11 protein-coding genes are annotated in these 12,505 nt (G+C 72.0%); 8 read left to right on the top strand and 3 right to left on the bottom strand.

Annotated features, from left to right (window positions below; all coding sequences use genetic code 11):
* Positions 1–40 precede the first annotated feature (40 nt).
* From KZC57_RS08035 to rocD, 6 genes are all read left to right on the top strand, one after another.
* The gene (locus KZC57_RS08035) at positions 41–3,715 is read left to right on the top strand and encodes a proline dehydrogenase family protein (protein WP_247641443.1); all 3,675 of its coding nucleotides are present in this window, start codon (positions 41–43) and stop codon (positions 3,713–3,715) included.
* 461 nt (positions 3,716–4,176) lie between these two features.
* Positions 4,177–4,611 (top strand): hypothetical protein, encoded by a 435-nt coding sequence (locus KZC57_RS08030; protein ID WP_060922631.1) that lies wholly within the window; start codon positions 4,177–4,179, stop codon positions 4,609–4,611.
* On the top strand, positions 4,611–4,841 hold the full coding sequence (locus KZC57_RS08025) for a helix-turn-helix transcriptional regulator (RefSeq protein ID WP_060922632.1): 231 nt from the start codon (positions 4,611–4,613) through the stop codon (positions 4,839–4,841). Before KZC57_RS08030 ends, KZC57_RS08025 begins: the two co-directional genes overlap by 1 nt.
* The gene (locus KZC57_RS08020; protein WP_247641442.1) at positions 4,838–5,836 is read left to right on the top strand and encodes an NAD(P)-dependent alcohol dehydrogenase; all 999 of its coding nucleotides are present in this window, start codon (positions 4,838–4,840) and stop codon (positions 5,834–5,836) included. The genes KZC57_RS08025 and KZC57_RS08020 overlap by 4 nt, the downstream gene beginning before the upstream one ends.
* Positions 5,837–5,999: 163 nt before the next feature.
* Positions 6,000–6,878, top strand: a complete 879-nt coding sequence (ddaH, locus tag KZC57_RS08015) for a dimethylargininase (RefSeq protein WP_247641441.1) — start codon at positions 6,000–6,002, stop codon at positions 6,876–6,878.
* The gene (rocD, locus tag KZC57_RS08010; RefSeq protein ID WP_247641440.1) at positions 6,875–8,185 is read left to right on the top strand and encodes an ornithine--oxo-acid transaminase; all 1,311 of its coding nucleotides are present in this window, start codon (positions 6,875–6,877) and stop codon (positions 8,183–8,185) included. Before ddaH ends, rocD begins: the two co-directional genes overlap by 4 nt.
* A 90-nt stretch (positions 8,186–8,275) precedes the next feature.
* Here the strand turns inward: rocD and KZC57_RS08005 are convergent, their stop codons facing one another.
* From KZC57_RS08005 to KZC57_RS07995, 3 genes are read right to left on the bottom strand one after another with little or no spacing between them, the layout of a single operon-like run.
* Positions 8,276–8,560 carry a hypothetical protein gene (locus tag KZC57_RS08005; protein ID WP_060922636.1) on the bottom strand — a complete coding sequence of 95 codons (285 nt, stop codon included), beginning with the start codon at positions 8,558–8,560 and terminating at the stop codon, positions 8,276–8,278.
* Between the two features lie 60 nt (positions 8,561–8,620).
* Complete coding sequence (locus tag KZC57_RS08000; protein ID WP_060922638.1) at positions 8,621–9,952, bottom strand: MFS transporter; 1,332 nt, start codon at positions 9,950–9,952, stop codon at positions 8,621–8,623.
* Between the two features lie 5 nt (positions 9,953–9,957).
* Entirely contained in the window at positions 9,958–10,398 is a 441-nt protein-coding gene (locus tag KZC57_RS07995) for a MarR family winged helix-turn-helix transcriptional regulator (protein WP_247641439.1), read from the bottom strand.
* Between the two features lie 71 nt (positions 10,399–10,469).
* On the opposite strand from KZC57_RS07995, the gene KZC57_RS07990 reads away from it, so the two are divergent.
* Together KZC57_RS07990 and KZC57_RS07985 are read left to right on the top strand one after the other, a co-directional pair.
* The gene (locus KZC57_RS07990) at positions 10,470–11,228 is read left to right on the top strand and encodes a copper homeostasis protein CutC (RefSeq protein WP_247641438.1); all 759 of its coding nucleotides are present in this window, start codon (positions 10,470–10,472) and stop codon (positions 11,226–11,228) included.
* A 9-nt stretch (positions 11,229–11,237) separates the two neighbouring features.
* Positions 11,238–12,092 carry an alpha/beta fold hydrolase gene (locus KZC57_RS07985; protein WP_247641437.1) on the top strand — a complete coding sequence of 285 codons (855 nt, stop codon included), beginning with the start codon at positions 11,238–11,240 and terminating at the stop codon, positions 12,090–12,092.
* The last annotated feature ends 413 nt before the right edge of the window (positions 12,093–12,505 follow it).

Here is a 12,505-nt window from a genome sequence, read left to right as displayed (position 1 = left end):
GCACCCCGGGATTCCGCGACCGGAGACCTAGGGTGGTCACATGGCAGAGTCGTCGTCATCCTCCGCGGAGGCGGGGGCATCCGCATCCCTCGCCGATCAGGCCGTCGAGCTCGCGCGCCGCTGGGTGATCGAGGCGGCCGCGGCCGACGTCGACCCCGCCGCGGAACGCCTCGCCGGTGTCCTGCGCGACGCCAACGGTCTGCCGTTCACCCTCGGCTTCGTCGACGGCGTGATGCGGCCGGAGAGCCTGACCGCCGCGGCCGCCCAGCTGCGCCGGATCGCGCCCATCGTGCCGGAGTTCCTGCCGTGGTACCTGCGCTCCGCCGTGCGGCTCGGCGGCGGCGTCGCCCCGGTGCTGCCGACCCCGGTCGTCCCCCTCGCGCGGCGGGCGCTGCGCGAGATGGTGGGGCACCTCGTGGTGGACGCGCGACCCGCGAAGCTCGGACCCGCGATCGAGAAGCTGCGGGAGTCGGGCTCGCGTCTGAACCTCAACCTCCTCGGGGAGGCGGTGCTGGGCGAGGCGGAGGCGCAGCGGCGGCTCGACGGCATCCACGAGCTCATCCGGCGTCCGGACGTCGACTACGTTTCGGTCAAGGTCTCCGCGATCGTCAGCCGCATCTCGATGTGGGGCTTCGACGAGGTCGTCGACCGGGTCGTGGAGCGGCTGCTCCCGCTGTACGTGACGGCTGCGGGAGACGGCACCTTCATCAACCTCGACATGGAGGAGTACCGCGACCTCGACCTCACGATCGCCGTCTTCACGCGGCTCCTGGAGGACCCGCGGCTCACCGGACTCGAGGCCGGGATCGTGCTGCAGGCCTATCTGCCCGACGCGCTCCCGGCCCTCCAGGAGCTCACCGCCTGGGCGCAGGACCGCGTGATCCACGGGGGAGCCCGCATCAAGGTACGCCTCGTGAAGGGTGCGAACCTCGCGATGGAGCACGTCGAGGCGACGCTGCACGGGTGGACGCCCGCACCCTACGACACGAAGCTCGACACCGACGCCAACTACCTGCGCTGCCTGGACTGGGCGCTGCAGCCCGAGCACACGTCCTCGGTGCGGATCGGCGTGGCCGGCCACAACCTCTTCGGCATCGCCCACGCGTGGCTGCTGGCCGGGGAGCGCGGCGTCCGCGACGCGGTCGAGTTCGAGATGCTGCTCGGCATGGCCCAGGGGCAGGTGCAGGCGGTCTCCCGGGAAGTGGGTCCGGTGCTGCTGTACGTGCCGGTCGTCGCGCCCGCCGAGTTCGACGTGGCCATCAGCTACCTCGTGCGGCGGCTGGAGGAGAACGCGTCGTCCGAGAACTTCCTCTCCGCGGCGTTCCACCTGCACGACGACGAGACGCTCTTCGCCCGGGAGGCGGACCGCTTCCTCGACGCTCTCGACCGGGCGGGTGACCCGGCCCTCGGCCTCGGTCCGCGCCGCACGCAGGACCGCCTCGCGCCGGTGCACGAGTCCGTGCGGCCGGCGCCGGTCGGCCCGGTCGCAGAGGCCGATCTCACGAAGGCCGTGCTCGGCATCGTGCGCGGCTCGGACGACGCCGACACCGGCGCCTACCTCGAGACCGCCGTGTACGCGGCGCGCGAGCGCGGGGAGGACACCGGGGGCGCCCCGGGCTTCGAGAACACGGCCGACACGGATCTCGCCCTCCCCGCCAACCGCGAGTGGGCGGCGGGGATCCGCGCCCGGCTCGCGGACTCGACGGTCGGGACGGAGGTTCTGGACGCCGCCCGCGTCGACGACGCCGACGACCTCGGACGCATCGTGCGCGGCGTGCAGGGCGCGGCGGCGGCGTGGGGATCGCGTCCTGCGGCCGAACGCGCCGAGGTGCTGCTGCGCGCGGCGGCGGCGCTCGAATCCCGGCGTGGGGAGCTGATCGAGGTCGCGGCCGTGGAGACCGGCAAGGTCTTCGCCGAAGCCGACGTGGAGGTGAGCGAGGCCGTCGACTTCGCCCGGTACTACGCCGCGACCTGCCGTGAGCTCGATGCGATCTCCGGCGCCGTGTTCGTCCCCGCCCGCGTGACCGTCGTCGCGCCGCCGTGGAACTTCCCGCTCGCGATCCCCGCGGGTGGCGTGCTGGCGGCGCTCGCCGCGGGCTCCGGCGTGGTCCTGAAGCCCGCCCCGCAGGCGCGGCGGTGTGCGGCCGTGCTCGTGGAGGCCCTGTGGGACGGCGGCGTTCCCCGTGAGGCTCTCGCCCTTGTCGACATCGAGGAAGGCGACCTCGGCCGTGCGCTCATCACGGACGAGGCGGTGGACCGGGTGATCCTCACCGGGTCGTGGGAGACCGCGGCGCTGTTCCGCTCCTGGCGTCCCGACCTGCCCCTGCTCGCGGAGACCAGCGGCAAGAACGCCATGATCATCACGCCCTCGGCCGACCTCGACCTCGCCGTGGCCGACCTCGTGAAGAGCGCGTTCGGGCACGCGGGGCAGAAGTGCTCCGCGGCGTCGCTCGCGATCCTCGTCGGGCCGGTGGGGCGCTCGCAGCGTTTCGCCCGTCAGCTCGCCGACGCGGTCCGCTCGCTGCGGGTCGGCTGGCCCTCGGATCCGCTCGCCGAGGTGGGCCCGGTGATCGAGAAACCCGAGGGGAAGCTCGCCTGGGCCCTCTCCGAGCTGGAGGGCGACGAGCGGTGGCTCATCGAACCCGCCCTCGACCGCGCCGACGACGGCAGCGGACGGCTCTGGCGCCCCGGCGTGCGGGTCGGCGTGCAGTCCGGCTCCCGCTTCCACACCGAGGAGTTCTTCGGCCCGGTCCTCGGGATCATGCACGCCCCGACCCTCGCCAAGGCCGTCGACCTGCAGAACGCCGTCGCCTACGGCCTCACCGCGGGGCTGCATACGCAGGACCCGGACGACCTCTCCTTCTGGCTCGACCGTGTGCAGGCCGGGAACCTCTACGTCAACCGCGGCACCACGGGGGCGATCGTGCAGCGGCAGCCGTTCGGCGGGTGGAAGCGCTCCTCCGTCGGGGCCGGTGCCAAGCCGGGCGGGCCGAACCACCTCATCGGACTCGGGTCGTGGCGCGCCCAGCACGGGTCCCCGGCGTCGAGCACCCTTCATCTGCGGGGGCTCGACTCCCGGATCACGGGGCTCATCGAGGCCGCGCAGCCGTCCCTCCCGTTCGAGTCCTTCGAGTGGCTCCGGCGGTCCGCCTTGTCGGACGCGTTGGCCTGGGACCGGGAGTTCGGGCGGGTGCGGGACGTGTCGCGGCTGGAGATCGAGCGCAACCTCTTCCGCTACCGGCCCGTCCCCGTGGAGATCCGCGCCACCGAGGACGCCGCCCTGCACGACCTGCTGCGGGTCGTGATCGCGGGCGTGCGCGCGGGGGCAGGCTTCGTGGTGTCCACTCCGGTCGGGCTTCCGGCGGGCGTGCGGCATGCTCTGGGCGACCTGGACGCCGTGGTGTTCCTGGAGACGGAGGACGAGTGGCTCCAGCGGATGCAGGTGGCCGAGGGCGAGGGGTCCTCGGGAGACGCGGGGGTTCCGGTGCTTCCGCGGCATGAGCGCGTGCGGCTCGTGGGCGGACGGCAGTCGGTGGCGGCGCTGCGCTCCGCGTTGGCGGTGGCCACCGGCGGTGACCCGGACCTCGCGGTATACGACGCGGAGGTGACGGCGGCCGCCCGCATCGAGCTCCTTCCGTTCGTGCACGAGCAATCCGTCTCGATCACCGCGCACCGCTATGGAAACCCCGACCCCTGGAGCGCCTCCGTCATCTGACCCCCGCCCGTTCCGGTGCGGGTGCGAAAAGGCGCCTCCCCTCGCCATCCGGGGTGCGTTTCTGATCCCGCCCGCCGGGGGCCACCGCGCCGGTTTCGGTGCGGGTGCCAAAACGTGCCGCTGCGGAGCGACGGGGGTGCGTTTTCGATCCCGCCTGCGGTGGGTGTGCGGGAGGCGGGGGCTGCGGCGGGCAGGGGAGGTTCCTGGGACGCGGGATCGGAAAGGTGCGTCGGGGGCCTGGGGAGGGGCGTTATTGATCCCGCGTCGCGGGGTGTGGGGGAGGGAAGGGGACGCGGGATCGGAAACGGACGGGAGAGGCGGTGCGGGGGTGCGATTGTGATCCCGGGAGAGGCTGTGGGGAGGGACGGGGTGGGGACGCGAACAGGTGTAAAAGATTCTTGACACGCTCGGGAGTGCGGTCGTAGTCTCGTGTCAAGAATTTTTGACACGAGGAGATTCGCATGGTCTACGAGGAGCGCAACGTCTGGGCCGGGCTCATCGTCAGCCCGATCGTCGCGGTCGTCTACGTCGTGCTGCTGCTGCAGCAGGCCGGCGGCGGTCCGCTCACCGCCACGGACTGGTTCCCGCTGATGCTGTGGACGATCGGCGGGGGCATCGTCGGGACGATCGTGCTCAGCGTCCTCTGGGGGATCATCGCCGGGATGTCCGATCCGGACGGCGTCGGCCGCTCCGACATCCGCGACCGGGACATCGGCCGGATGGGGGCCCGCGTGGAGCAGGCCTTCGTCACCATCGCCGGCCTCGGGGTCATCGTCCTCTGCGGTCTCGGCGCCGACGTGTTCTGGATCGCGAACACCATGTTCGCCGGGTTCCTCGTGGCGGCCGTCGTCGGCGGTGTCGCCCGGGCGATCGCGTACCGCCGGGGGCTCCGCTGATGGTCAAGCCCACCCTCGTCTCCAACACCATCCGCGCCCATCGCGAGCGCGCCGGACTCACGCAGGCCGAGCTCGCCCGCACGATCGGGGTCACCAGGCAGACCCTCATCGCGATCGAACAGCAGAAGTACTCGCCGACACTCGAGCTCGCGTTCCAGATCGCCCGGGCGTTCGGGGTCGGGATCGACGACCTGTTCGCGTATCCGACCGACCCCGGAGGTGCCGCATGACCGAGACGATGCCCGCCTGGACCCGCGGGACGTACGGCCCGGCCGCCGGGACGACATTGACCCGGCAGCCCGTCCCCCAGGCGCATCGCGGCGAGGTCGTGCTGCGCGTGCAGGCCACCGCCCTCAACGCCGGCGACGTGCGGCTGCTCCTCGGCGACCCGCTGCTGGTCCGGCCGTTCTTCGGGCTCACCCGCCCGAAGCACCCGGTGCGGGGACTCGACGTCGCCGGCACCGTCGTGGCGGTCGGCGCCGACGTGGTGAACGCCGAACTCGGTGAACTCGTCGTCGGGGAGCTCCAGGGCGGCGGCGGCCTCGCCTCCCACGCCCGCATCGCGGCCGACCGCGTCGTGCCCGTCCCGCCCGATGTGACGCCCGAGGCGGCGGCCTGCCTGCCGATCGCCGGAGGAACCGCGTGGCAGGCGCTCGACGCCGCCGGGGTGGGGCTGCGGCACCGTGCGCAGCGGGTCCTCGTGATCGGGGGGTCCGGCGGCGTGGGGACGTTCGCCGTGCAGCTCGCGGCGCTCCGCGGGGCCGAGGTCTGGGCGACGTGTGGCGCGCGCAATGCCCTGCTGCTGGAACGCCTCGGAGCCGTGCGCACGCTCGATCACCGCACGTCTCCGCTCACGCACCTGCCCTCCTCGCGGTTCGACGCCGTCATCGACATCGCGGGAGGGGTGCCGATCCGCGAGCTGCAGCGCCTCGTCCGTCCGGGTGGCCGCGTGGTGCTCGTGACCGGCGACGGCGGACGCGTGCTCGGTCCGGTGCCGCGGATGATCCGCGCCGCCGTGCTCTCGCTCCGCGGGCCGCGGGTGGTGTCGCTCACGGCGACCCCGCGCCCTGAGGTCCTCACGAAGCTGCTCGAGCTCGTGGAGGAGGGGCATCTGGTACCGGTGATCGAGCGCATGTATCCATTCGACGAGGCGGTGTCCGCGCTCGCGCACGTCGAAGCCGGGCACACGGTCGGCAAGGTCGTGGTGACGCAGCGCGAGGGCTGAGGGCGACACGGGACGGATGCTGGTGGCGCCCAGGGTCCGGTGGCACAATGGTCACCGGCGTGCCCGAGTCGCATCTTCCCCTCCGCCTCTTCCGAGCAGGGGGTCGAAGGACCGCCGGGCCCCTGGACAGCGTCCGCCGCGCCCGTTCACACGAGGAGCATCCATGTCGACGCCGGAGACCGCCGTCACCACCGCCCCCACGCGCACCGCGCACCGCCGCCACTACCTGATGTGCCGTCCCGAGCACTTCACGGTGAACTACTCCATCAATCCGTGGATGGAGCCGTCGCGGCCGACCGACACCGCCAACGCCGTCGCCCAGTGGCAGAAGCTCTATGACCTGTACGTCGAGCTCGGTCACGAGGTCGAGCTCATCGATCCGCTCCCCGGCTACCCGGACATGGTCTACACGGCCAACGGCGGCTTCCTCATCGATGGCCGCGCCTACGTGCCGGAGTTCCGGTTCGTCGAGCGCCAGGGCGAGGCTCCGGCCTTCGCCGACTGGTTCCGCGCCGCGGGCTACGACACGGTGATGCCGAAGGAGGTCAACGAGGGCGAGGGCGACTTCCTGCTCGTCGGCGACGTGATCCTCGCGGGCACGGGCTTCCGCTCCACCGGCGACAGCCACCGCGAGGTCGGCGAGGTCTTCGGCCGCGAGGTCGTGTCGCTGAACCTCACCGACCCCCGCTTCTACCACCTCGACACCGCGATCGCGGTGCTCGACCCCGTGCAGGGCGGGGAGAACGGCGGTCCCGAGCGGGCGAACATCGCCTACCTCCCCGGGGCCTTCGACGACGCCAGCCGTGCCGAGCTGGAGAAGCGCTTCCCGGACGCGATCCTCGTGTCGGACGAGGACGGCGCGGTGTTCGGCCTGAACTCCTCGAGCGACGGCTACAACGTCATCATCTCGCCGCGGGCGAAGGGCTTCGAGCAGCAGCTCCGGGAGCGCGGCTACAACCCGATCACCGTCGACCTGTCCGAGCTCCTCCTCGGTGGCGGCGGGATCAAGTGCTGCACGCTCGAGCTGCGGGGTGCGAAGTGACGATCGAGCAGGCGGCGAGCGCTTCGACGAGCTCAGCGACCCAGGGAACGGACGCTTCGACCCAGGGAACGGACGCTTCGACCCAGGGAACGGACGCTTCGACGCTTCGACAGGCTCAGGGACCCAGCGCGGTCGCCGAGCCGCACGTCGCGCACAACTACCACCCGCTGCCCGTGATGATCGCGCGCGGCGAGGGGGCATGGGTCACCGACGTCGAGGGCAAGCGGTACCTCGACCTGCTCGCGGCTTATTCCGCGGTCAACTTCGGGCACCGGCACCCCGCGCTCGTCGCGGCGCTGACCGAGCAGCTCGGTCGGGTCACGCTCGTCAGCCGGGCGTTCCAGAGCGACATGCTGGAGCCCTTCGCCGCCGCCCTCGCCGAGCTCTGCGGCAAGGAGCTCGTGCTGCCGATGAACACGGGCGCCGAGGCGGTGGAGACCGGAATCAAGGTCGCCAGGGCCTGGGGCTACCGCGTGAAGGGCATCCCCGAGGGGAAGGCGCGGATCGTCGTGGCGAAGGGCAACTTCCACGGCCGCACGACGACGATCGTCAGCTTCAGCGACGACGAGACCGCGCACGACGACTTCGGCCCCTACACGCCGGGCTTCGACCGCGTGCCGTTCGGCGACGCGGAGGCGATCGCCGCGGCGATCACGGAGGACACGGCGGGCGTGCTCGTGGAGCCGATCCAGGGCGAGGCCGGGGTCGTGATCCCGCCGGAGGGGTACCTGCGCCGCATCCGCGAGATCTGCGACGAGAAGAACGTGCTGTTCATCGCCGATGAGATCCAGGCCGGCCTTGGCCGGGTCGGCGAGACCTTCGCGTGCGACCGTGAAGGCGTCGTTCCGGACCTGTACCTGCTGGGCAAGGCGCTCGGCGGCGGCATCCTGCCGGTCTCGGCCGTGGTGGGGAACACGGATGTGCTGGGCGTGATCCGCCCCGGCGAGCACGGCTCCACGTTCGGCGGCAACCCGCTCGCGGCGGCCGTCGGCCTCCGCGTGGTGGAGATGCTGCAGACGGGCGAGTTCCAGGAGCGTGCGCGGGCGCTGGGCGCGCACCTCGAGCAGGCGCTGCAGCCGCTGATCGGCAATGGGGTCACGGAAGTGCGCATCGCCGGGCTGTGGGCGGGCGTCGACATCGACCCTGCCATCGGCACCGGCCGCGAGATCGCGGAGAAGCTGCTCGACCGGGGTGTGCTCGTGAAGGACACGCATGGGCAGACCATCCGCATCGCCCCGCCGCTCGTCATCCGGGCCACGGAGCTCGACTGGGCCGTCGAGCAGCTCAAGGTGGTGCTCGACGCCTGACCGCGGCCGACCCACCCCCTTCTGTACGAGCCACCCCCTTGCGAACGTTCGCAAGGGGGTGGCTCGTCTCAAAAGGGGTGGGTCGACGGGTCAGGCCGGCGGGGAGTCGGGGTCGAGCGTGCGGAGGGTGTCCTCCTCGGCGGCGTTGTCGGCCGCGAGCTCGTCCTCGGTGTTCTCGTCGCCGCCCAGCGGAGCGTCGCGGCCCGGGCCGGAGCTGCCCTGGATGGCGCCGCCGGTCGACTCGCCGCGGGAGCTGTCGCCCTGGATCGCGCCGCCGGTGCCGTCGCCCTGGCCGGAGTTCTCGTCAGGGACGTCGACGCCGGGAGCGCCTTCGGCCGGATCCTGCGGGTGCGGGGTGCTCATGTTCTCGTCCATGACCCGACGCTACGACCGCCGGGCCGTGATGAGGAAGGCGTTGACAAACGCCTTCGCAGCTCACTCGCCGTCGCGGCGCGGGAGGCGGATGGGCGTGGTCGCCGCCGCCTTCTCCGTGTAGTCGACCGGTTCGACGGGCTGCACGACGCGCAGCGGCCGGGTCTCGTCGAGCGTCAGCCGGAAGCGGCTGCTCTCCTCACGGCGCAGACGCCCTGACGTGAGCACCCAGGTCACGCCGATCGCGCACGCGATGAAGCCGGCGGTCCCGCCGAGCATGATGGCGGCACGAGGACCGAACGCGTCGGCGACCCAGCCGGCGATCGGCGCGCCGACCGGAGTCGACCCCATGATGACGGCCATGTAGAGGGCGAGCACGCGTCCGCGCAGTGCCGGATCCGTCGTGATCTGCACGTAGCCGTTGGCCGTGGTCAGCAGCGTCACGATCATGAAGCCGGTGAACGTGAGCGTGACCGCATAGGAGAGGTAGGTGGGCATCGCGGCCGAGACGAAGGCGGCGATCCCGAAGCCGCCCGCCGCGAGGATCACCACGCGCACCCTCGCCCGGTCCCGACGCGCGGCGAGGAGGGCGCCGATCAGGGACCCGATCGCGAGCACCGAGCTCAGCACCCCGTACCCGTCGGCGCCGGCTCCGAACTCCAGCGCCATGGTCGAGGCGAAGATCGGGAAGTTCATGCCGAACGCGCCGATGAGGAACACGGTCACGAACACGACCTTGAGGTCGCTGCGCGCCCAGACGTACCGGAACCCCTCGGCGAGACCGCCGCGGTTGCGGTTCTTCGGCCGCGGTGCGAGCAGGTGCGTGCGCATGAGCAGCAGCGCGACGATCATGGCGAGGAACGTCGCGGCGTTGACGATGAACACCCAGCCGGAGCCGATCGCGACGATGAGCAGACCGCCGACCGCGGGGCCGATCATCCGGGCGAGGTTGAAGGAGGCGGAGTTGAGCGCCACGGCGTTGGAAGTCTCGGTCGCGGACACCATGTCCGACACGAAGGCCTGCCGCGCGGGGGCATCGAAGGCGTTGACGATGCCGAATCCGAGGGCGAAGGTCAGCATCATCGGCAGGGTCATCACCCCGGCGAGCAGCAGGGAGCCCACGGCGATCGCGAGAGCGAGGAGCGCGGTCTGCGTGGTCAGGAGGATCTTCCGCCGGTCGAAGCGATCCGCGACCCAGCCGGTCAGGCTCACGAGAACCAGGGGAGGACCGAACTGCAGCGCCATGGTGACGCCCATCGCGGTCGCGTCGTTGTCGGTGAGTTCGGTCAGCACGACCCAGTCCTGCGCGGTGGCCTGCATCCACCCGCCGACGTTCGACACGAGGGCTCCGGCGAACCAGATCCGGTAGTTGATGTTCGCGAAGGAGCGGAACATGGCGTTCATCGCTCCACCACCCTCCGCATCAGGGCGCTGGCTTCTCGCAGCGTCGCCAGCTCCTCCTCGGTGTAGTCGACCTCGCGGAGCATGCCGGCCAGCAGCACGTCGCGGCGGCGGATGGTCTCGACGACGATCTCGACGCCGGCGGGGGTGATATCCACCTGCACGCGGCGGCGGTCGTCCTCGTCGGGGGTGCGGGCGACATAGCCCTGCTCCTCCAGGCCGTTCACGATGCTCGTCATCGACGGGGCGGTCACGCGCTCGCGCTCGGCGAGGGTGGAGATCGTGCGCCGACCGTTCATGCGGAGGTCGGCGAGGACGGCGAGCTGAGTGTCGCTCATCATGTCGGCGGCACGGGCGCAGCGGAGCCGGCGGGCGAGCCGGAACGTGGCCATGCGGAGGTCTGTGGCGGTGAGGTGCAGGGAATCATCGGACGCAGACATACTTAGTTAGTCTATCTAATATTTCTGCCCCGAGGGCCGGGGGAGCCGAGGTCAGCGGGCACAATGGAGGGGTGACCCGAACGATCCCTCTCGAAATCGCCGTCCAGGATCCCGCCGGAGTGCGCATCGCCGCCGAGGTCGGCGCCGCTCGCGTCGAGCTCGCCACGGCCCTCGCGCTGGGCGGGCTCACCCCGTCGCCGGCCACCCTGGAGCTCGCGCTCGAAGCCGCGGGGGCGAGCGGCCCCGAGGTGCACGTCCTCATCCGTCCGCGCGCCGGCGGCTTCCACTACAGCGCCGATGAGCTGGCCGTCGCCGAACGCGACGTGCGGCACGCGGTCGCGGCGGGCGCAGCGGGAGTGGTGATCGGCGCGCTCGACGGCGAGGGCCGACTGGATCGCGACGCCATGGCCCGGCTGCGGGATGCGGCCGGGGGAGCTCCGGCGACCCTGCACCGCGCGATCGACGTGACCGCCGACCCGGTGGCGACCCTGCGGGCCGCGAGGGAGCTCGGGCTCCGGCGCGTGCTCACCTCCGGAGGGGCGTCCGCAGCGATCGACGGCATCGACACCCTGCGCGCGCTCGTCGCCGCAGCCGAGGGGCAGATCGAGGTGATGGCCGGCAGCGGCGTCGACGTCGCGAGCGCTCCGGTGCTCGCCCGGGCCGGGGTGGACGCCCTCCACTTCTCCGCGAAGCGGGCCGTGACCGAGGACGGCGGCGTGCGCATGGGCTCCGCCTCCGACGGGGTCGGCGGCTACGAGGTGACGGATCGCGACATCGCCTTCGCCATCCGCGACGCCATCCACGACGCCCTCGCGGAGACCGACCGGTAAGGCAGGACCATGACCGAGACCCGCGAGTACACCGACAGCCACGGCATCGCCATCGTCTACGACGTCCACCCGGCGGAGGGGACGCCCCGCGGCGTCGTCCAGCTCCTGCACGGGGTGGGGGAGCACGCGGGACGGTATCCCGCGCTGATCGCCGCGCTCACTGGAGCGGGATTCACCGTCTACGCCGACGACCACCGCGGGCACGGGCGCACCGGCATGCGTCAGCACGGCGACCCCGCCCGCCTCGGACGGCTCGGTCCCGGGGGACTCCGGGCGGCCAAGGACGCGGTCTGGCAGCTGACCGGCATCATCCGCGACGAGAACCCTGACCTCCCGCTCGTGCTCCTCGGGCACTCGTGGGGGTCGTTCCTCGCGCAGATGCTGGTGAACGAGCACGCGGAGGCCTTCGATGCGGTCATCCTGTCCGGCTCGGCGCTGCGCACGCCTCGCTCCCTGAATCCGGCGCCGCTGAACGCCGCGTGGGCTGCCGACGACGCGACCGGATACGAGTGGCTGAGCCGCGACCCCGCGGTGTGGAAGGCCTTCGAGGAGGATCCGCTCACGACGGGAGTGCCGCTGCTCAAGCTCTTCGGCCTGCTCGACGCGGCGCGGCTGTACGGGCGTCCGGCGAAGCACCTCGCGCGCGACATTCCGGTGCTGCTCCTCGTCGGCCGTGACGATCCGGTCGGCGGTCCCCGCAGCGTCCACAAGCTCGCCGACGCGTACCGCCGACGCTCCGGGCTCACCGACGTCACGACCCTCGTCTACCCCGACGCGCGGCACGAGATCTTCCAGGAGCTCCAGCAGGACGAGGTGCGCGCCGACGTGCTCGCCTGGCTCGACGCCCACATCCCCGCCCGCTGACCCCCGCCCCGGCCGGCCCGTTCCGGTCCGGCCCGTTCCGGTCCGGCATCACTTTCGCGCCTTCCGTCCGCCACGCGCGATCACTTTGGCGCCCGGAGCACGTCCCAGAGGTGCGTTCTTGCCCTCGCGCGAGTGTGGGGCCTCGGCGCGCGTCGACGAGGCAGCGCCCGCGGCAACGTATCGGGATCACTTTCGCGCCGCCGGCCGTCTCGCGGGATCACTTTCGGCCTGGGGCGGGCTGCGAAAGAGCGTTTTCGAACACGCGCGGTGAGCGGGTACGTTGGCGCCCGCGCTCATCGTCGGGATCACGGGCGCCTCACCCCACTCCGGGACAACGTTCGTGCCTCCCTCCGGCCCTGCGGGATCACTTTCGGGCCCGGGGTGGGCGGCGGGAGAGCGTTTTCGAACACACG

Origin of the sequence: Microbacterium sp. KSW4-4, from assembly GCF_023091185.1 — a bacterium.
Classification (GTDB): domain Bacteria; phylum Actinomycetota; class Actinomycetes; order Actinomycetales; family Microbacteriaceae; genus Microbacterium; species Microbacterium paraoxydans.
This window is presented reverse-complemented; position numbering and strand designations above follow the sequence as displayed.